Source organism: Legionella nigrisilvae, assembly GCF_977063395.2.
In genome coordinates, this window is the sequence record NZ_CDRUGZ020000020.1 from 141,250 (window position 1) to 162,462 (window position 21,213).

A 21,213-nucleotide genomic window follows, 5' to 3' on the forward strand; every position below is an offset into this window, starting at 1 on the left:
ACCTAGGAATTATCCATTTTGATAAAAGGTCAATTCACGTAATATTGCTGTGGCATAACCTCCAGCCGGCAAACTAAAAGATAACTCAGCATCATTACCTTTAATTACGCAGCTCAACTCCTCGACATGCAAAATATTAGCGCGCCAATCTTCTTCTAAACCATAAAGTTCCAAACTTGTTAACCAAGGTTGCCAATCAAGATAGATTTTATTAATCAATGATAACGCTTTATCTTGGAGTTTGAATTTACTTTTACCTGGTAACGGGCTCGCTGGAGAGATATCTTTGTCTCGAATCCTTTGAAGTAATTCGTTATCGACGTGATTAATAATAAAAATACTGTTTGATCCTTGCAGTTTCATCACATCACCAGGTAGTGGAATATTCCAGCTTTGCTCCCTAACACGATGTGATAAAATCAAATTGAAGATCCATGAGCGTGCGGCGGAAAGATACATGCCCCGTAGGAATCGATCTTTTACTTTCCTCCCTCGAACGAACATTTCCTCTGCTTTCAGCAAATTACCGGCATTGCGACCAAAGCGCTGCTCTCCAAAATAGTTAGGGACACCATCCTTTTTAATGCGCTCAATGCGATTGAGCAAATCCTCTTGATGAGAGATTTCACGCAAATGGACAATAAAGTGATTGCCAGTTAAAAATCCTGGTTTCAATTTTTTATGATGGCGCGTATGTTCTAAAATGCGCCATCCAGGTGCTGCAAGTTTTGCTATCTCTGGTATCTGCTCCCCTGGAGCATGAATGCTCAACCATTGAGTAGTAAGGGCTTGTCTATCTTTTAAACCTGCATAACCAATGGATTTTTCGGGTTTATGCACTAATTTTGCTAAAGACTTAACTAATTCATTAGTGGTTAAGCCCTTTTTTTCTATTTTCAGAACAATATGTTCTCCTTCTCCAGAAAAAGGACTATCAAAAAACTCATTCACCTGAAAATCTTCTGGAGTGCATTTAAAACATGAAGTGGACTTTGGTAGCCCATTAACATATGCCCAGTCTAAAGAATACATTCACCACCCTTACGAAAAATTTACTTTACCTTTTACCAAAATTTGATAAAAAACTATATAAATCAAAAAAATTTAAGTGCATACTTAAAAAAAACTGCACATTTATATTAATTGTTACTAAATGGATAGACTAGCAAATGAATGCAACATTTCCACGAATACGAAAAGCGGTATTTCCAGTGGCGGGTTTAGGGACACGATTTTTACCCGCAACTAAAGCAGCACCCAAAGAAATGTTAACTGTTGTAAATAAACCTTTGATTCAGTACGCAGTTGAAGAAGCTTATGCGGCCGGAATACGTCAAATGATCTTTGTAACGTGTCACAATAAACGCGCCATTGAAGATCATTTTGACCATGCTTATCAACTTGAAAAAGAACTGGAACTTCATAACAAAAATGAACTTTTATCTATAGTTAAATCGGTAACTCCTGAGGATATGGAGTGTTTTTATGTACGTCAGGCAAAACCCCTGGGTTTAGGCCATGCCGTTTCATGCGTGGAACAAATCGTTTGTAATGAAGCCTTTGCTGTAATTCTTGCGGATGACTTAATGACTAATACAACGCCTGTTATTCAACAATTGGCCGAAATGTATGCGCAATATGGTCATAGTATTATTGCAGTAGAAAATGTTCCTCAGGAATTAACAGAGTGTTATGGTATTATTCAAGGGGCGCCCTGGGATAAAGACCTCTTAAGCATACATCATCTTGAGGAAAAACCTAAACCACACCTTGCTGCATCAAATATTGCAATTGTAGGTCGTTATGTGCTTACCCCAAGTATTTTTGAACACATTAAAATGTTGCCGCGTGTAGAACATAAAGAGATTCAATTAACTGATGCAATTAATGAGTTAGTAAAAAAGGAAACAGTTTTAGCATTACCTTATGAAGGTAAAAGATATGATTGTGGGAGTGTGCTCGGTTTTCTTAAAGCGAATGTAGACTTAGGAAAACAGCATCCTACTGAGGGGAAAAATTTTTCCAAGTGGCTTGTAGCTTAAATTATGACTGAGAATGTATATGGAACAACTTACAAAAATGAATTCCTGGAAAAAACTCGAAAAATTAGCAAAAACATATATTAATCAAAATCCAGACACAAAAATTTACTCTATATCCAGTGATAACATCACCCTAGACTATAGTGGACAACACGTTAATCCCCAAATTATGGATGCACTTATTGAATTAGCCCATGAGTGTAATCTGCATGAACAGATTAATGACATGATTAATGGAAAGCCCATTAATAATACAGAAAATAGACCAGTCTTACATACAGCACTTCGTGCCCCAGATAATAAGGTCTTATTGGTTAATGAGCGAAATATTATTCCAGATGTAGTCAATGTTCGAAACACAATGAAACTCATCTCCACAAAAGTCAGAAATGGTGAATGGCTGGGTTACTCGGGGAAGCCTATTACTGATGTGGTTAACATAGGAATTGGCGGTTCAATGCTTGGCCCTTTTTTTTGTATCAATGCATTAAGCGATTTAGTAACTGACCAATTAGGGTTCCATTTCATTTCTGATGTAGATCCCAATGCATTTGCACGAGTTACTACAAAATTAAACCCGGAAACCACTCTATTTATTATTTCCTCGAAGTCATTTACTACACCTGAAACCTTATCTCATTTTCAAAAAGCTTTCTCCTGGATCAATCAGAAACAGTATTTTAATCGGCATTTTATTGCAATCACCGCAAATGTTAAAAAAGCTGAGGAGATGGGTTTTGAAACTATTCTTCCAATATGGGATTGGGTGGGGGGACGTTATTCTTTCTGCTCCGCAATTAATTTAATTTCCTGTATTGCCATTGGTTTCGAACATTTCTCAGAAATCCTTGTTGGAGCCAACAACATGGACAACCATTTCTGTACCGCACATTTTACGCAAAACCTACCGATTCTTTTGGGATTAATAGGATTGTGGAACATTAATTTTTTAAATATTAATAACTTGCTCGTCATGACTTATTCACAAGATTTACAATATTTTGTTCCCTATCTTCAACAACTTGATATGGAAAGTAATGGTAAATCAGTAAACAGACAAGGTCGTAGAATTGATTACGCGACAGGCCCGATTATCTGGGGTGGTTTGGGCAATCATGCGCAACATAGTTATTATCAATTATTGTGTCAAGGGACTAACAAAATAGCAGCTGATTTAATTTATCTCCGTACGTTTGATGGTAGTGTAATTAATAAAATATGCCATGCCCACAAAGAAGTATTAACGAAGGGTGGTAATCATAGCGAGAATCCGCACAGTTATATTGCTGGGGAAATCCCGTTAAATCTTCTTTGCTTGAATGATTGTTCTCCCCGAACCCTTGGCTCACTCATTTCTTTATATGAACATAAAATTTTTGTCCAAGGTGTAATTTGGAATATAAATTCCTTTGATCAACCCGGGGTCGAAAGCTCAAAAGAAATAGTGCGACAGAATAATTGGATTAGTTAGCGCCAATCACTGGTGTTGGTACTGGAAAATTAATTGGTATCACTGACCTGATTAATAAAGTTTGAGAAGAGGTATTTCAATTACGGAGATACCTTTTTAACTTTGTTAGATAAGATAGCCAATGTCTAAGATGTAATATAGTTATTTTGATCTGCTCTCAACCATTCTTGACATACCCCATTCATCTTGCTATTTTGTAAAAAATTCAAAATATAAGACAATATGTTTAAAAACAAAACTATTTCTATCATAGGCGCAGGTCATTTAGGAAGTGCTTTAGCACGTGGTCTGATCAAAAGTGGACACCCTGCAAGCTTAATAACATTGAGTAATCGTGATCCCAGTAAATTAGCGCGTTTAGTTAAGGAACTAGGGGTACTGTCAGCAGAAAACAACATTCAAGCAGTTCAAAATGCAGAGATTCTAATTCTCGCTGTAAAACCCCAGTTTATGCAGGATGTATGTCAGGAGATTGCCCCTATCATGCAATCAAGAGACCCTGTTATTATTTCCTTGGCAGGTGTAATAGAGATTGATCATATCACTTGTTGGCTCAACAAGAAAAACCTTGGAGTTATTCGGGTAATGACCAATACTCCAACCGAGTTTTGCAAAGGAACATCTGCCCTATTTGCTAACTCGTTCGCTACATTGGAACAAAAGCAATTAATTGAAGCTCTTTTTAATGAAGTAGGATACAGTTTTTGGGTTGAGCAAGAATCCCTGCTCGACACACTTACAGCCCCGATTGGTTGTGCACCAGCCTATGTTTTTCTATTTCTCGAAGCGCTACAAAAAGCGGCAATAAGTCGCGGGATTCCAGAAGAAATCTCAGAAAAAATTGCTTTGGAATCAGTGGTTGGTGCTGCAGAGTTAGCAAAAAAATCAGGGCGTTCTTTTTCTCAATTGCGTGCCGGGGTAAGTACACCTCAGGGTGTAACCGCCCACTCTTTGGAGAAACTGTCCTTTGCTGATTTTTTTGATCTCTTTAAACAGATCTATGAAGCTGCAGAAGAACGAATTGAGCAAATAACCCAATCTTTAAACAGTCGAGAATAAGGTTTTTTAGTAAGGTGTAGCTCAGAAATTTTCTTAAAGTGCCCGGGTTAGGCTACGCTTCACCCAGGCTACAATTCTATATTATTAGTTGTTCTAAGCCTGAGCAGCTTAACCCAAACTTGATACGGGTCTAACCCAAGGGTTTAGTTTAGTTATAGTTGATGGTAACTTACTTATGCTGCGTTGTGCTTCGGCCCTAGTTTCATACTCTCCCACCGTCAGCACAAACCAAACACCTTTAGCATTAGTAAAATGTCTTATTTTAGCATTTCCTGCAAGTAGCTTATTATTTTTCTGAAAACGTTCTATATCTGTTTTATTATGACTTGCAGCCACTTGAATGGTATACAAATTCATAGTTGTATTATTACTGGAAGATTGATCTTTTTTATCTTTCTTCTCTGGTGGGGTTGGAACTTCAACTAGTTTTGACTCACGTTTGAGATCTGACTCTGGATTTTCACGTTGAAACTCAGATTCAGGAATTCTGGGTGCTTGTTCTGCAAGATTTTGCATTTGTAGTTTAGGAATCACCACGACCTTATCAATAATAGCTACTGGGGGCTCACTAAGTATCTCCTCGTTAAGTTCATCCAAAATCTGTTTTTTGGGTAAGGAAGAGTATACTAATTGTCGCATTGAAGAATCCTGCCAAGAAGCAATTTGGCTCTCAAGCACTTCAGGTTGTTTCTGTTGCTTTAATGCTATATCCTCTATATTTTTATCACGGTGAGACTCAGTAATTGAATGATAAAATGTTGAAAGATCATAATTCTGAGCAAAATAAAAACCGACGAGACCGGCAACAAAAGCCACACTAGCAGCAATACTTGTTGTTTTCACCAATTTTAAAGGTTCCTTTTTCTTTTGGGTAGTACATTTAAATACAAATGTTTCTAGATTGCCGTTAATCTTGGCTACATTTCCTTTGGTTAATTGATAGAACTGCTTAAACTGCGCATCAGTTAAAGGTTTACTGATCAAATGGGCAGCCATAGCACGTTGTAATACATAGGTTCTAGTTTCACTTTCATTCAATGAGCCCAATTCAATAGTGTGTACCAAATTCTCAAAAAATGAAGCGACTAAATTATTAAGCGTTGCAACAATTGAATAGTCCGATATAAGACAAAGATGGAAAAAACTAAAATTCTCTTGGCTCTTTATAGCTAACATTGCTTCTTTAATAAATGATTCTGGCAAATGTTGCGCATCATCAATCAGTAACAACACATGTGCTTTACGCTCATTTATTTGAGCTACCAACGAACTAATATCGGTATGTTCATCGCAATTAAGATGCAGCTGGGTGGCAATTTGTTGAATAATGCTTTCGCGATGACAAGGAGGCTTCACTGTCATAGAAATTGATTTGATCTGTTGATCTAAATTGCCTTGCAACAAAGTACCAAAGGAAGTTTTACCCCCTTCCTTTTCGGATAAAACCGTAATAAGCACATTATTAAAAAGAACTAGATGGTTAATGAAATCAATCTTAGCAAGCCAAGATCCTGGCTTAAATAACACTCTTGGTTGAATTACAGCCGTTACATCAGACTGAATCATTCCCTCTTTCATTTTTATTCTCCTCTTACAGCCGCAACAAGTGCATTATACAAACAATCCTCTGTTACTCCAGATTCAAGATAACAATCGCCTGGTTTTTTTATCAGTACAAAGCGTAATCGATTATTTTTAATTTTTTTATCCGATTGCATTAAATCTTTGAGTTTTTCTAAATTAATATGCGTTGGAATTTTATGTGGTAGACCTGCAAGTTGTAGAATTTGCTCAACTTGTTCGACCAATTGTTCATTAATTAAATTCATTTTATGCGACAAGACAGCTGCACAATATAAGCCAATTGCTACTGCCTCGCCATGTAACCATTGTTGGTAATGGGTATATGTTTCCAGTGCATGGGCAAAAGTATGGCCAAGGTTCAGTAAAGCTCGCTGTCCAGCTTCCTTTTCATCAGTTTCTACAAATTGAGCTTTAATACGGCAACATTCTGCTATTAATTGAGGCAACTGGGGACTCTTAGCAGTTAATCCTTGTCGGAGTGCGTCACTAAGCAGTTTAAAAAAGTCATTCCCGGCAAGCAAAGCATATTTTATCATTTCCGCCAATCCAGCACGGAATTCTCTTTCAGGGAGAGTATTTAATGTATTTAAATCAATAACTACTGCTTGGGGTTGGTAAAAACTACCAATCATATTTTTGCCCAAAGCATGATTAATTCCTGTTTTTCCACCTACTGAAGCGTCAATTTGCGCTAATAAAGTTGTAGGAATTTGAATAAGTTTTACCCCACGCTGATATGTTGAAGCTGCAAATCCAGTCATATCGCCAATTACTCCACCCCCTAAGGCTATAAGAGTGGTATCTCTGTGATGTTTTTTTTGGATTAATACATCATAAATCGCAAACAAGCTTTGTTGATTTTTATATTGTTCACCATCTTCCAAAATCAACACGTCACACTGAGCTTTGGAAAAAGCGGCTTTCACGTAGTTTAAATAAAAAGGAGCTATTGTTTGGTTGGTAACAATTAAAATTTGCGATGAAGTTACTAGAGTTTGCAGGAAATCTGGTTTTTGCAAACCATTACGGCAAATAATAATAGGATATTGATGTTCCGTTAAAGAAACATCAACCTGATCATATATCTCAAAGTTCGCCATAAATATATTTTATTATATTGTTTGCAACAGCTTTGACCGTTAATTTATCTGTTTCAAAACTAACATCAGCTAGCTCAGTATAGAATGGTTCCCTCTCATCTCTCAACAATTCCAATCTGCCTTCTAGATCAGTGGTTTGCAACAAAGGACGCTTGGTATCTCGCTTAGTTCTTTCAAATTGTTGTTGTAAGGAGGTTTTAAGATAGATTACGGTGCCACGTCCTGCTAATGCATTTCTGTTCTCAGGGGTAATCACCACCCCACCACCTGTAGCCAAAACAATGTTGGTTTTTTGAGTTAGTTCTTCAATAACTTTTTGTTCGCGGCGCCTGAAACCCTCTTCTCCTTCAATATCAAAAATCCAAGAGATATCCGCGCCAGCACGCTCTTCAATTACTTCATCCGAATCAAAAAATTCTAATTTGAGCTCCTTTGCCAAAGCACGACCTATAGTGCTTTTACCTGCACCCATGGGTCCGATGAGAAAAATATTTCGTACTTTAACTATGCTCATTTTTTATCACATACCTCTTTAACTGAAATGTCATTAATTAAAGATCGAGTCCGAAATAACTTCCCATTTTAGCATTAGACTAAAATATGATTCAAAGCCAAAAGTGGGGGATATTTGGGGCTCAACCCTAACTGTATTTTTCGCAGTTAGAAATTCCCGCCCATTATTCTACAACAAATGAGCATATTTTATAACTGTTTATCTTATTCATTTATATTATATCACTTCATTAATAAAATAATGCCCTGTTAAAAACAAGTTATGCGTAAAGCAAGCCTTAATTTGGCTGAGCTCATAGCAATTTCTCTCATCTGAAAAATTTTATTTTTCATCAAAACGAACTGCTTTTCTCCCCTCAATTGCCGTAATTGATAGTGAGTTTGTTATTATTTTGGGGGTTATGAAAATAAGCAACTCATCATTTCGAATCCCCACTTGTGTGTTTTTGAATAAATTTCCAACCACCGGTAACTGACCAAAAAATGGTACCCTCGTAATGGTCTTACTCTTATCTTGCTGATAAATCCCACCCAACACTATAGTTTGTCCATTACTGACAAGAACATTCGTCTGAATTTCTTTAGTTGCAATTGCTGGCACCCCATTAAATGTCAAGTTTGGCAATGCCCTATCCTGATTAATCTTCAATTCCATCAGTATCTTGTTGTCTGGAGTAATTTGCGGTTTTACATTTAAACTTAATACCGCCTTTTTGAAAGCTACTGCTGTTGCCCCACTCGAAGTGGCTTCCTGATAGGGAATTTCCTGACCCGATTGAATTTCTGCAGCCTGTTGATTGGCTGTGATGAGCCTAGGACTAGAAATTAATTCAGCAAGTCCCTCACTTTCCAAAGCAGAGAGTTCAAGATCAAGCAGGATATTATCGCCAAGCTGTGCCAATGCAATACCTACAGAAGCTGGTGTAGCTCCTGTCAATGGGGCAGCAACTAAATCCAGGTTTAATCGGTCCGTAAAGGGCTTGACGTTTGCCGGAGCGACTCCCTGCGCTAATTGATTCGCCCCTTCTAAAGTACCACTGAGATGGGTCGGTTTGGAAACCCCCCAACGAATTCCAAGGTCTTGAGCAAAATCCTTTGTTACTTCGACGATCCGTGCCTCAATAAGCACTTGTTTGACAGGTACATCCAACTGTTTAATCAACTCTCTAACTTCATCAATTCTGCCCCCAATATCTTGAATCCAGATGGTATTGGTACGTGTATCAACACTCACGCTACCTTTTTCTGATAAAAGGGAGTTTTGTTTGTCTTTAATCAAAACTGCGAGTTCGGTTGCTTTGGCATAATTAATTTGTATTAACTCAGAACGTACAGGCTCATTTTTTTGGATGGTTTGTTGATTTTTGAGTTGTTCTGCCTCCATTTTTTCAAAGACACCTTTTTTATCAACTAAAATCACATTACCTGATTGCCGCTTGTCAAGTCCTTGAGTGGTTAAAATAATATCTAATGCTTGATCCCAAGGAACATTATTTAATCTTAGTGTAATATCACCTTGAACCTGATCATTCACTACGATATTAATCCCCGTAAAATCAGCAAGTAACTGTAATACGGCTCGAATACTGATGCTTTGGAAATTTAAGGAAAGTCTTTTCCCCGAAAATACTTTCTTTTTCAATTTGGCCTGTTGTTCCTCTTCTGGTGTTAAAGGAATTACGTCAATCATAAATTGTTGATTAACCTGATAGACATTTTGGCCAAATCCTCCTTTGTTGAATAGAGTCATATGGGTATTTTTTCCCACTTGCTGAAAAGTAACCATTTGCACTGGGCTGTGGAAATCCGAAACATCGAATCGCTTCCGTAAGTTCGATGGAACTTTAGTATTTAAAAATTTAATTAGAATTTCTTTCCCATGCTCCTCAACTTCGGTGGGAACACTCGTACTAGAAACATTCACTATTGCTCGACCACCCTGTCGTTCAATTCCTCGAAAATCAAAATGATTGATTACATAATTTGTCTTGGCAGGGCGATTGGTAATTATCAGTGCTTGAGGGGGTTGGAATAATTCATTACTTTTGCCATTCAAAATAACAGTATAAACCCTTCCAGATATTGTTCCTGAATAAGGCACTGAATAATTTAACTCCAAAACAGCCCGAACACGTGAACCCACCGCAACAACCGAGTACCGATTCAGCGAGCCCAATTTAATTACATTGGCTTTTTGTTTTCGAGGCAACTGCAAATTGGAGTCAATAAAATCAAGGACTATGCGTGCTGGGCTTTGAGTAACAAAACTTGCAGGTTCTTGTTTTATGGGGTTTGCAAATTCGAAATCCATACGTAACTTTTCCTCTGGCAAAGGAATTACTTTGACGGATATCAAAGGATTATTCTGGGCAAAAGTCATACCCACGCTCATGCAAAATAAAATGAATAAAGTAGCTATTTTCCGCACTTTTACTCCTACTTCCCAGTATTTAATTCAAGCGTGGTAGAGTGCTTTTCCCACTTTCCTGAAGTTTGTGTTGTTTCTAGTAATTCAATTGCGCCATTCTTAATTGAAACAATACGGCCATAATTTTGTCCCATATAATTACCTACCCGGACATGAGTAATATCTTTATTAGGTAGTTTAATCAATGCCCATATTTCATTTCCTTGCGTTAAAGTACCTACAAATTTTAATGCGTCTAAAGGATAAGCTTCCAAGGGTTCCTTGGGCCTATTTTTATCGGGAGCATTTACATCAACTTCTGTCTTTTTTTGAGTCGTTGGCATAAATGGGTTTCGTCTATTACTATTATCAGGAAATTTAAAAGTTGGTAAAGGTGCAAATGAAGGAATTGGTTCAATATCCCGTGTTTTTCTTAATTTTACATCATGAATGTATCGCACCAAATCATCGTTACTATTGGAACAAGCAACCAATAGTAACGATAAAAAAAAGATAGAACTAATCTCTAGTTTTCGTCTCATCATTGTGTGCGATATCGATATATTTTGGCAGTTATGCTCATTATCAATTCATCTCCCGAAACTACTTTATCTTTATCTTTATCTTTGGAAGACACCCTTTCAATACTAAAGTCATGTAATGTTACAATACGATCCATTTCTGCAACACGACTTATAAACATGGCGAGCTGAAAATAAGTACCTACTACTGAAATTTTTATAGGTAACTCAATGTAGAAATCGTGCATTACTTCAGCTTGGGGCGCAAATAACTCAAATCTTAAGCCTGATGCAACACCTGTTTTGGAAATGGATTCCAATAAACCGGGCATCTGATTTTTTTCTGGAAGCTGTTTCAGCATTTGGGTAAAACGCTCCGTCATAATCTGCAGTTGTTGGCGATAAGCTGGCAAATTAATTAACTGACGTTGCTTACCTTCAAAATCTGTTTTTAATGTAACCTCCTGAGCTTGAAGTTGATCATATTGGGTAAAATTATCTTGTATGATTAACCAATACCCCAGAGCAATAATCAAAATACTAACCCCAGCAAGAACACAAATCTTAACCACTAACGGCCATTGTCCCAAATTTTCCATTTTCAATTCATTCAGGTTAATACCGTTCATAGTCTTATCCCGATCTGGAACTGAGGCGCAAGCACAAAAGTTAACTTAAACTCATTCTCTGCAGATTCTTGTTTGTTATTGTCTTTATTTTTATCATTATCTTGATCCTCTCTTTTAATTTGACTTAGGACAGGATCATGGAGCCACTCATTATTTTCTATATTCCTCATTAATATTGAAACAAAAGTATTCGATTCCGCATAGCCAATAACGGTTATAACATCATTTTTTCCATTTATCTGAGTAAAATAGACACCAGCCGGGATTACATTAATCAATTCATCAAATAAATGAACCATTAGTGTTCGCGTAGATTGTAAATGCTGTACTATAGACATTCTGGAAATCAGCAATTCTTTTGTTTTTTTTAAATTTTTTATTTCCTTTATTTGCGCATCCATATCATTAATTTCTTTCTGGAGCATTTCGTTGCGTGTGGTTTGATTACTTACCAACCCTGATGCATAAGAATTAATTAAAAAAACAATAAACGCCGCGAGCACAATGCATGAAAGCAGCATAGTCATGAACAACTTTTTCTCCTGCTCCCGCTTGAGCTCTCGCCATGGAAGAAGATTAATTTGCGTCATATACTCTCACTTAACTTCCCTTAGAGCCAATCCACAAGCTACCATTAGTCCTGGAGCATCATTATTTATAGAATCTAAATTCACCATCTTACCTGGAGTCATATGTGACAATGGATTGGCAATTGTCGTACTCATCCCCAATCGCTCTTGAACCAACGCCACCAAACCTGGCAACTTGGCTAATCCTCCTGCCAATAAAATATGATCTACATCGCCATCCTGACTTGTGGAATAAAAAAACTGCAAGGTACGCTTGATTTGCAACAAAATATCCTCTTTAAACGGTTCTAATACTTCCTTTTCATAATCCTCAGGTAATGTCCCATTATCCTTAGCCAACATGACTTGTTCTAAAGTCATTTTATAGTGTTCCGCAGTCGAGTCTATTAATTGCTTTCCGCCAAATTTTTCTTCTCTTGAGTAAACTAATTTCATTCCTTGTAATACAAACAAATGCGTGTAACTTGCACCAATATCGATGATGGCAATGGTTTTATCTTGTCCAGAGGCAGGTAAATCTTTAGCAAGTTGCTGCGCTGCGCGTTCTACGGCATAAGATTCGACGTCAACCACTGTTACCTCCAAACCCGAGTGGACGGCAATATCTACACGTTGATTCACAATTTCTGCTCGTGAAGCAACAATTAGCACGTCAAGCATATTCTGATTTTTTTCAGAGTGACCTAAAATTTCAAAGTCAAGATTGATTTCATCTATCGGATAAGGAATATATTTATCTGCTTCTGTAACAATCAACTCCTCCATCTCTGCGTCACTTAAACCCTCATTAATTTGGATTACTTTGTTAATGATTGAGGAATCAGGAACCGCTAGAGCAGCTTGCTTACATGAGGTATTTAGACGGTCAATTATTTTTTTTATGCACTGAGAGACTGCATCAATATCTTTAATAGTGTTCCCATCCATTGCATTTGCAGGCAGCACTTCACGGCCATAGTGTTCGACAACCAACTCATCGCCCTGGCCTGAAATTTCTAAGATTTTAACAGCTGTTGATGTTATATCGATTCCGAGAATGGAACGATGCTTGGGTTGAAACAGTCTGAGCATACTTCCTATTCCCTTGAGTCTTCCATGCATTCAAAAAATACTCCTTTGGGTTTATATGATGATGTTAACGTAACCTATTAAAAAATTACACTGTTTTCTATCTCATGAAATTCAGTCAAGGTGGACCTGTTGGCATTTTTGCCATTAAGTTAAAACAACTTGCACTCCCCAAAAACATTTAATATAGTGAAAGACCAACTTGTAATGGGATTTCGCAATTATGCTTTGAAAAAGGAGATTTTCATGACTAGGTTAGAAGAGTTAATTTATGCATTGGCAACCGTTATAGTTCGTTATCATGACAGCCAAGACAATATCGAGGCTAAAGATAAACTAGTTACTGCAGTTGATCCTACAATACACAGAAAAAAATCTCATGACCGTGCAGTAGAAATAATTCAAAACGTTAGTTTTGCTTCGTACTTGGAAGGAAAGATTATCGCATGTACAAAAGGTTACCATGGAAGGGAAGAATTCCTTTTGTTCCTTTTAAATAAAATTTGTTTTTTAAAAGAGCAGCTCGATATTAAAACTCCATTTAAGGAGCATGAGTTAAGGGCATTTCAAGAACAATTAACTCAACTATTCATTGATTTTCGAAAATTATTAAATATAAAAAAAGGAGTAAAGCATCCGGTAACACTCCAAGACTCTCGAGTCAAAGAATTAGCTGGCCTATTGAATGATCGATACATAGGAAGTAAATACTGTAATTCAGGACAACTACTTATCGAAGAAGTTCTTTTCGTACTTCATATGACGCCTGATGATTCTAATGAAGAACTTAAAGATATTGCTGCAAACATATGTTTAGAACAGCAAACTTTATTACAATGGCAAAGTGAAGCATCAAAAAAATCAACAAAAGAATCAGATAGAGAAGCGGAAAAATTAGAGCTAGAACAACTAAAATTATTAATGGCAACCCAACAATCCGAGTTTGAGAACAAGATAGTTGAGTTAAGCGAAAAAGAGAAACAACAACTTACTACTATCGATGAATTAACATTAAAATTAGAAAAAATTCAGGCAGAGTACGAGAGCTTAAAGAAACAAACCGAAGAAGCACCAACCAGACGTTTTCAGGTATACCCTCCTTTATATGGGTATGGTCTCGCTGGACTTCCTATGCTGCAAAGACAAGGAGGAAATTCTTCTCGATTTTTTTCTCCAACAATGCAAACCCCGCCCACATCATCGCAAACTTTACCAACACTAGATGATTTTGAAGAAAGTCTTCCCAGGGTAACGATTGAGTAAAGCTCGACATTTATTAACTACCCTCATTATGTTTCATTGAGTTTTCTTGCAAAATTCAATGAAACATTAAAAATTAGTATAAAATTACCCTCTTTTTTGCACAAAACTCGCAATCTTATTGAGAATCACTGTATAATACCCGCCAAATTTCATTAAAATCACATGACTCTATGAAAATGGCATACTTCTGGCGTAAAGGTCTATGGGCGCTGATGAGCCTGTCTTTTGTTTTAATAGTAGCAGGCTGTCTGTTGTACCTCTATCTTGAAAGTCAACTTCCCAACGTAGACTCGTTGAAAACTGTACAATTACAAGTACCTTTACAAATTTTCAGCAAGGAAGGTCTGCTTATTCAGGAGTATGGCGAGAAAAAACGAATTCCCGTTACTTATGATGAAATACCCCCTATGCTGATCCATGCTTTAATTGCCACTGAGGATCAACGCTTTTTTGAACACCCTGGTGTAGATGTACTAGGCCTGGGCCGTGCGGCAGTTCGTATGGTAAAAACCGGGACAAAATCTCAAGGTGGTAGTACCATTACCATGCAGGTTGCGCGTAATTTTTTCTTAAGTCGTAAAAAAACCTTTTTGCGTAAATTTAATGAAATTATGCTCGCCATAAAGATAGACAGAGAGTTGAGCAAGGAAAAAATTCTCGAACTATATCTTAATCGAATCTATTTAGGTAACCGCGCTTATGGAGTTGGTGCAGCAGCAATGGTTTATTTTGGAAAGCCGCTCAAAGAACTAAATCTATCCGAATTGGCAATGATTGCAGGACTTCCACAAGCCCCTTCAACACAAAACCCCATTGCAAATCCCCTTGCAGCTAAAAAACGTCGGGATCATGTATTGGAACGCTTACTCGAAGAACATTATATCAATGAAGAACAGTATCAAAATGCTATCAATCAGCCCATTACAGCTAAGTATCATGGTACTCCTATTGAAGTCAAGGCGCCCTACGTTGCGGAAATGATTCGTCAATCGTTATATGACAATTTCGGCCCTGATGCTTACACGAAGGGCTACAAAGTGTATACAACTATTGATGGGAAATTACAAAATACCGCCAATGATGTCGTCGAAAAAAATTTAATAGCCTATGACCACCGACATGGTTATCGAGGACCTGTTGCTACTATTGGTGAACAGGACAGCAAATCCTTACATTCCATTCAAAAAAATCTGGAAAAATATCCTCAACTGAATCATCTTACTCCAGCAGTCGTTACCGAAGTCCGAGAAAAGGAGGCTACAGCCACGTTACAGAGTGGTCGCACTGTTATTATTCCTTGGGCGGGTTTATCCTGGGCTAGACCAGCACTTAAAAATGGCTGGGTAGGAAAGTCTCCATCAAAAGCCATGCAAGTGGTTGCCGTTGGAGATATTATTTATGTTCATTCAACCAAGGATCATTGGGAGTTAGCACAAATTCCGGAAGCTGAGTCCGCAATGGTAGCACTCAATCCTAAAAACGGTGCTATAGAAGTCCTGGTTGGTGGATTCAATTTCCAAAAAAGCAAATTTAATCGTGCAACTCAATCCAGTAGACAACCGGGGTCCAGTTTTAAACCTTTTGTCTATGCCGCAGCCTTAAACAATGGTTATACCTTGGCAACATTAATTAATGATGCGCCTATAGTCGTTGATGATCCAAGTCAACCAAACTTATGGCGTCCTCATAATGTGAATCTTAAATTCAATGGGCCCACACGTTTAAAACAAGCTCTGGTCCAATCTAAAAACCTAGTCTCTATACGTATCCTTGATGATATTGGTATTAATTATACTATCGATTTCCTAACTCGTTTTGGATTTAATAAGAAAACGCTTCCTAGAGGTTTATCTTTGGCTTTAGGCAGTTTGTCAGTTAGTCCTATGGATCTGGCTGCAGCTTATGCTGTCTTCGCTAATGGTGGTTATAAAATCGAACCTTATCTCATCGACCATATTACTGACAAAGATGGAAAGATTTTATTACAAGCCAAACCCACTGTTGTGTGTAACAATTGTGACAATAATGTCGATCATTCAACTTTAGCACCCCGAGTTATTCCTGAAGATATTAACTTTTTAATGTATACCGCTTTAAAAGATGTGATTCAACATGGTACTGCTCGTGCAGCTAGAGTGCTTAATCGTCAGGATATAGCAGGTAAAACCGGAACAACTAATGATCAAGTAGATTCCTGGTTTGCTGGTTTTAACTCTGACCTGGTAGTAACAACCTGGGTTGGTTTTGATAATCCTAAATCCTTACATGAATATGCTGCAGGACTCGCCTTGCCCTTATGGATCGACTTTATGAAAGTTGCGTTAAAAGGAAAACCTGAGGGGGAAATAAAACAACCTGACGATATAGTTGCTGTCCGCATTGATCCTCACAGCGGTTTATTGGCGCATCCGAATCAGGCCAATGGCATTATCGAGTATTTTCGCAATAAAGAAGTTCCATCGGAAGAAGATCCCACGCCCATTTATAATGCGAGTAATGATCAACAACAACTTTCAACAAGCGTAGATAGTTTATTTTAGAATCAAATATAGCGTACTAAAATGCAGCGGAAAAAATCTGATATCAAAACTAGTAGATTCCGCTGCACGACTAGGGATTGCCCTACTCAAGATAAAATAACTTATCTGCTGCCGCGATGCGGTGAACTGTTCTAATTCCTTGTGTCCCGTCTCCTAATACCCAAGCGATAATTATAAACCTTTTGTCTCGCGCTTTTGGTGCGATATCCAAAGAATATTAATAATCCTTTAGTTTAATCGAATGCGCTGCTTTATTAATACGTCTCGTGGAGCGATTAATAAAAAATTTGATTAGATAACTTGGTGCCATTTCCATGAGCTTTTGAAGCACCCAGGAAAGTACATTATTCTTCTCCTGAGAGCGCATCACTTGCGCTGCTTTAATTCCTAACTCCTGATTGAGTCGAACAAAAGGGCGCATTTGTTGTTCATATTCCTTGAAAGCAATCTTATGGTTTGCATTGGCTGAAGCTAGCTCTCCAGCAAGTACATAAGCACCTATGATAGCAAGACTAGTACCTTGGCCTGACATGGGCGAAGCACAATAGGCAGCATCCCCTAATAAAATCACTCTCCCCTGCGACCAATGATCCATATGAATCTGAGCAGCAGTATCAAAATAAAAGTCAGGAGAATTAGGCATCATTTGCAAAAATTTGGGGATCTCCCAACCAATCCCTTCATAGACTCTCTTCACTATTTGCTGTTGTTGTTCTACATCTCGTAAATCAATGGGTAGTGGCGTTGTAAATCCAAAACATGCTTTAGCCTGAGGTTCTCCTGAAGCGCTCCACACCGATGCAACTCTACCTAATTCCGAGTATTGCATCTCCATTCGATCTAAATTCAAATAGTTTGGAACTGTAAACACACAGAGATATAAGCCCAAGTGCTGAGAAAAAAGTGACTCATCACCAAACACAATTTGTCTTACATTTGAATGAAGCCCATCCGCACCTATTACCAGATCGAATTCTCGAACTTTAGTACTTTGAAACTTGACCTCTACTCGATCAGAATTTTGGGATATCCCTTCAATGCTATCTCCAAAAATGAACTCTGCACCATGGACTTGATCCATTAGAATTTGACACAAAACACCGCGAATAATTTCTACATCATCACCAACACGATGGCCGAATTCATCACCGCTCATTTGTTGAATCACTTTTCCATTTTTATCGACAAGCAAGGCACCTTGCATATCAGTACTTGCGTTGGCAATGGTTTCATAAATACCCATCCTCCGCAGAACGTGTAAGGCCGAACCTCGTACATCGATTTTATAACCCCCCGTCAGCAAGGAGTTTGCACGCTCTACGATTGTCGTGGTAAAACCATAGCGCCTCAACCAATACGCAACAGTCAATCCTGCCACCCCTGCTCCGGAAATAAGTACTCTCACATCGCCCTCATGGATAGAAAAGAATCTGAATTTGAATTGAATATTAGTGTAATAAAGAAAATAATTGTAGTGCAAAAGGCAGAAATGCTGTGAAAACGAATTTACTGCATAAATAAGTATCTTAAATCCCGGGCTACGGATCCACCATAAACCCGGGGTACAACTTAAATCAGAAACAACAAAATGCTATCGACCAGCCAATGCTATAGCTGCAGGTGTGAACTCATATCCTAAATCACGTGCAACTGCCTCAAAGGTAATCTTGCCTTCATGAACGTTTAAGCCATTAAGTAAATGTTTATCATTTAATAAAGCCAGCTTAACACCTTTAGTTACAATACTTAAAACAAAAGGTAGGGTTGCATTATTTAAAGCAAAAGTTGATGTTCTTGGGACAGCACCAGGCATATTCGCAACACAATAATGAACGACATTGTCAACAACATATGTGGGTTCTTGGTGTGTTGTGGGACGACTAGTTTCAAAACATCCCCCTTGATCGATAGCTACATCGACGAGTACTGAGCCAGGACGCATTGATTTAAGCATGGCCCGAGTTACTAATTTTGGAGCTGCTGCACCGGGTACTAAAACGGCACCAATTACCAAATCAGCACTAGCAGCATATCGTTCTATCGCATCAGCGGTGGAATAAACCGTATTGATCTTAGAACCAAATTGGAAATCCAATTCATTCAAACGTTGCAAAGAACGATCCAGTACGGTCACTCGCGCTTCCATCCCCATCGCCATACGCACTGCATTAGTACCAACTACTCCTCCACCAATAACTACGACATTTGCCGCAGCGACCCCAGGCACTCCACCTAGTAAAATACCACTGCCACCTTGAGCCATTTCCAGACAATGAGCCCCGGCCTGAATAGACATACGTCCTGCCACTTGGGACATAGGAGCCAATAAGGGTAAACCACCGCCTTCTTCCGTTACTGTTTCATAAGCAATAGCGGTAACTCCAGATTCTTTAAGCATACGAGCTTGGTGAGGATCTGGGGCCAAATGCAAATAGGTAAATAAAGTCTGGCCTTCGCGAAGACGCTTGCACTCAATCGGTTGTGGCTCTTTAACCTTTACAATGAGATCTGCTCTTGAAAATACTTCATCAGCACTGTCAACAACCTCAGCACCTGCATGTTGATAATCTTCATCAGAAATACCGATTCCTAATCCAGCACCCCTCTCTACTATAACAGAACTTCCTACTCTAATAATTTCCCTGATACTAGAAGGAACAAGACCCACACGATTTTCTTGAGGTTTAATTTCTTTTGGAACGCCTACTAACATACTTTCTCCCCTAACGGTTTTTTAATTGTGCGATTAACTGTGGCACAAGCTCAAATAAATCACCAACCAAACCATAGTCGGCGATTTGAAAAATAGGGGCATCTTCATCCTTATTAATTGCAACAATAATCTTGGAATCTTTCATCCCTGCCAAATGCTGTACTGCTCCAGAAATTCCCACAGCAATATAAAGCATTGGTGCAACTATCCTTCCGGTTTGCCCCACTTGATAATCATTAGGAACAAACCCTGCATCCACAGCAGCACGGGACGCCCCTACAGCAGCACCAAGTTCATCAGCTAACTCTTCGATCAACTGAAACTTCTCAGCACTTTGCAATCCTCTTCCACCAGAAACAACTATTTTAGCACTTCCTAAATCAGGTCGTTCAGACTTACTTAATTCATGCTTAATAAATTGACTCTCTTTTGCGATAAACTCTTTGTCAATTTGCTCGATTAAACAACTAGTCTGACTTGCAGTTATTGGATTAAAAGCTGTTGCTCTAATGGTTAACACTTTTATAGAATCAAGAACTCGTACCGTTTCAATTGCATTACCCGCGTATATTGGATGTTCGAATGTATCTTTATCAATAATTTTACTGACATCGGACACTTGAGCTACATCTAACCGCGCCGCAATACGTGGAGCAATGTTTTTACCAAAAGTGCTCGCAGGTGCGATGAATGCTTGAAAAGAATGCGCAAAAGAAAGGATCAAATCGGTTATTTGCTCTGCTAAAGGATGTTCATAACAAGGTTTATCAATGTACCAAACAGCATGTGCTCCTGCAAGAGTCGCAGCCTGTTCTGCAACCGCCTTGCATTGATGACCTACAACCAGTAAAGTCGGTTGATTATCTAACTCCAATGCTGCAGCTAAAGCATTACGAGTAGATGGGTGTAAGGTTTGATTATTATGTTCAACGAGTACTAAAGTGCTCATCACTCCCCCTTATCAAAGCACTTTGGCTTCATGCTGTAATTTATCCAATAATTCAGTTACTGAGTCAACCTTCACTCCCCCACTACGGGTGGGAGGAGCAGTAACCTGCAATACCTCAATATGTTTTTTTAGTTCCAATCCCAGGCTATCAAGTGGCCTGATATCCAAAGGTTTCTTTTTGGCTTTCATGATATTGGGCAGACTTGCGTATCGTGGCTCATTTAATCGTAAATCAGTACTTATTACCGCTGGCAAATTCACACTTATTGTTTCAAGGCCTCCATCAATTTCACGAGTAACTTGAAAATGTTCTGGGGTTGCATCTATTTTGGAAGCATAAGTAGCTTGCGGCCAATTCAATATAGAAGCCAACATTTGTGGCGTTTGATTATTATCTCCATCAATAGCTTGTTTGCCCATTAATACTAAATCTGGCTTTTCATCATCAATAATCTTTTTTAATATTTTAGCGATATTTAGACTTTCTAATGCTTCTTCAGTTTGTACCAAAATTGCTCTATCAGCACCTAATGCCAAAGCATGCCGTAATGTTTCTTGCGAACTTTCTCCGCCAATGCTGACAGCAATTACTTCAGTAGCCCAATTATTTTCGCGTAAACGTAATGCTTCTTCTACAGCAATTTCATCAAACGGATTCATTGCCATCTTAATATTTTGTGTTTCAACTCCGGAATGGTCCGATTTGACCCGAATTTTGACATAGGGATCGATTACACGCTTCACTGCCACGAGAATTTTCATAA

At 38.3% G+C, this 21,213-nt stretch carries 18 protein-coding genes; 5 read left to right on the plus strand and 13 right to left on the minus strand.

Annotated features, from left to right (window positions below; all coding sequences use genetic code 11):
- Nucleotides 1-9 precede the first annotated feature (9 nt).
- Nucleotides 10-1,032, minus strand: coding sequence for a tRNA pseudouridine(13) synthase TruD (gene truD / locus ACWTE2_RS09380; protein WP_454785138.1), 1,023 nt, complete (start codon nucleotides 1,030-1,032; stop codon nucleotides 10-12).
- 137 nt (nucleotides 1,033-1,169) lie between these two features.
- On the opposite strand from truD, the gene galU reads away from it, so the two are divergent.
- The 3 genes from galU to proC all read left to right on the plus strand — a co-directional run bounded on the left by galU (nucleotide 1,170) and on the right by proC (nucleotide 4,572).
- Nucleotides 1,170-2,042, plus strand: coding sequence for a UTP--glucose-1-phosphate uridylyltransferase GalU (galU, locus tag ACWTE2_RS09385; RefSeq protein ID WP_182392987.1), 873 nt, complete (start codon nucleotides 1,170-1,172; stop codon nucleotides 2,040-2,042).
- 19 nt (nucleotides 2,043-2,061) lie between these two features.
- A complete protein-coding gene (gene pgi / locus ACWTE2_RS09390) occupies nucleotides 2,062-3,513 on the plus strand; it encodes a glucose-6-phosphate isomerase (protein WP_454785139.1) in 1,452 nt (483 codons plus the stop codon).
- A gap of 222 nt (nucleotides 3,514-3,735) precedes the next feature.
- Nucleotides 3,736-4,572 carry a pyrroline-5-carboxylate reductase gene (proC, locus tag ACWTE2_RS09395; RefSeq protein WP_454785140.1) on the plus strand — a complete coding sequence of 279 codons (837 nt, stop codon included), beginning with the start codon at nucleotides 3,736-3,738 and terminating at the stop codon, nucleotides 4,570-4,572.
- Nucleotides 4,573-4,680: 108 nt separating this feature from the next.
- Here the strand turns inward: proC and ACWTE2_RS09400 are convergent, their stop codons facing one another.
- The 8 genes from ACWTE2_RS09400 to pilM form a co-directional block, all read right to left on the minus strand.
- Nucleotides 4,681-6,150 carry an SPOR domain-containing protein gene (locus ACWTE2_RS09400; protein ID WP_454785141.1) on the minus strand — a complete coding sequence of 490 codons (1,470 nt, stop codon included), beginning with the start codon at nucleotides 6,148-6,150 and terminating at the stop codon, nucleotides 4,681-4,683.
- Between the two features lie 2 nt (nucleotides 6,151-6,152).
- On the minus strand, nucleotides 6,153-7,256 hold the full coding sequence (aroB, locus tag ACWTE2_RS09405; RefSeq protein WP_454785142.1) for a 3-dehydroquinate synthase: 1,104 nt from the start codon (nucleotides 7,254-7,256) through the stop codon (nucleotides 6,153-6,155).
- On the minus strand, nucleotides 7,243-7,770 hold the full coding sequence (gene aroK / locus ACWTE2_RS09410; RefSeq protein ID WP_220471005.1) for a shikimate kinase AroK: 528 nt from the start codon (nucleotides 7,768-7,770) through the stop codon (nucleotides 7,243-7,245). Before aroK ends, aroB begins: the two co-directional genes overlap by 14 nt.
- Nucleotides 7,771-8,091: 321 nt before the next feature.
- Nucleotides 8,092-10,197 carry a type IV pilus secretin PilQ gene (locus ACWTE2_RS09415; RefSeq protein ID WP_454785143.1) on the minus strand — a complete coding sequence of 702 codons (2,106 nt, stop codon included), beginning with the start codon at nucleotides 10,195-10,197 and terminating at the stop codon, nucleotides 8,092-8,094.
- Nucleotides 10,198-10,205: 8 nt separating this feature from the next.
- Complete coding sequence (locus ACWTE2_RS09420; RefSeq protein WP_454785144.1) at nucleotides 10,206-10,721, minus strand: pilus assembly protein PilP; 516 nt, start codon at nucleotides 10,719-10,721, stop codon at nucleotides 10,206-10,208.
- Complete coding sequence (locus ACWTE2_RS09425) at nucleotides 10,718-11,326, minus strand: type IV pilus inner membrane component PilO (protein ID WP_454785145.1); 609 nt, start codon at nucleotides 11,324-11,326, stop codon at nucleotides 10,718-10,720. The genes ACWTE2_RS09420 and ACWTE2_RS09425 overlap by 4 nt, the downstream gene beginning before the upstream one ends.
- A complete protein-coding gene (locus ACWTE2_RS09430) occupies nucleotides 11,323-11,916 on the minus strand; it encodes a PilN domain-containing protein (RefSeq protein WP_454785146.1) in 594 nt (197 codons plus the stop codon). The genes ACWTE2_RS09425 and ACWTE2_RS09430 overlap by 4 nt, the downstream gene beginning before the upstream one ends.
- Before the next feature lie 6 nt (nucleotides 11,917-11,922).
- The gene (pilM, locus tag ACWTE2_RS09435; RefSeq protein WP_454785147.1) at nucleotides 11,923-12,987 is read right to left on the minus strand and encodes a type IV pilus assembly protein PilM; all 1,065 of its coding nucleotides are present in this window, start codon (nucleotides 12,985-12,987) and stop codon (nucleotides 11,923-11,925) included.
- A 243-nt stretch (nucleotides 12,988-13,230) separates the two neighbouring features.
- On the opposite strand from pilM, the gene ACWTE2_RS09440 reads away from it, so the two are divergent.
- On the plus strand, nucleotides 13,231-14,247 hold the full coding sequence (locus ACWTE2_RS09440; RefSeq protein WP_454785148.1) for a hypothetical protein: 1,017 nt from the start codon (nucleotides 13,231-13,233) through the stop codon (nucleotides 14,245-14,247).
- Between the two features lie 170 nt (nucleotides 14,248-14,417).
- Entirely contained in the window at nucleotides 14,418-16,787 is a 2,370-nt protein-coding gene (locus ACWTE2_RS09445; RefSeq protein ID WP_454785149.1) for a penicillin-binding protein 1A, read from the plus strand.
- A gap of 217 nt (nucleotides 16,788-17,004) precedes the next feature.
- Here ACWTE2_RS09445 and ACWTE2_RS09450 read toward each other — a convergent pair whose 3' ends face one another.
- From ACWTE2_RS09450 to ACWTE2_RS09465, 4 genes are all read right to left on the minus strand, one after another.
- On the minus strand, nucleotides 17,005-18,192 hold the full coding sequence (locus ACWTE2_RS09450) for an FAD-dependent monooxygenase (RefSeq protein WP_182392975.1): 1,188 nt from the start codon (nucleotides 18,190-18,192) through the stop codon (nucleotides 17,005-17,007).
- A gap of 186 nt (nucleotides 18,193-18,378) precedes the next feature.
- Nucleotides 18,379-19,500 carry an alanine dehydrogenase gene (gene ald / locus ACWTE2_RS09455; protein WP_454785150.1) on the minus strand — a complete coding sequence of 374 codons (1,122 nt, stop codon included), beginning with the start codon at nucleotides 19,498-19,500 and terminating at the stop codon, nucleotides 18,379-18,381.
- A gap of 10 nt (nucleotides 19,501-19,510) precedes the next feature.
- The gene (locus ACWTE2_RS09460) at nucleotides 19,511-20,449 is read right to left on the minus strand and encodes an electron transfer flavoprotein subunit alpha/FixB family protein (protein ID WP_454785151.1); all 939 of its coding nucleotides are present in this window, start codon (nucleotides 20,447-20,449) and stop codon (nucleotides 19,511-19,513) included.
- A 12-nt stretch (nucleotides 20,450-20,461) separates the two neighbouring features.
- Complete coding sequence (locus ACWTE2_RS09465; RefSeq protein ID WP_454785152.1) at nucleotides 20,462-21,211, minus strand: electron transfer flavoprotein subunit beta/FixA family protein; 750 nt, start codon at nucleotides 21,209-21,211, stop codon at nucleotides 20,462-20,464.
- Nucleotides 21,212-21,213 lie beyond the last annotated feature (2 nt).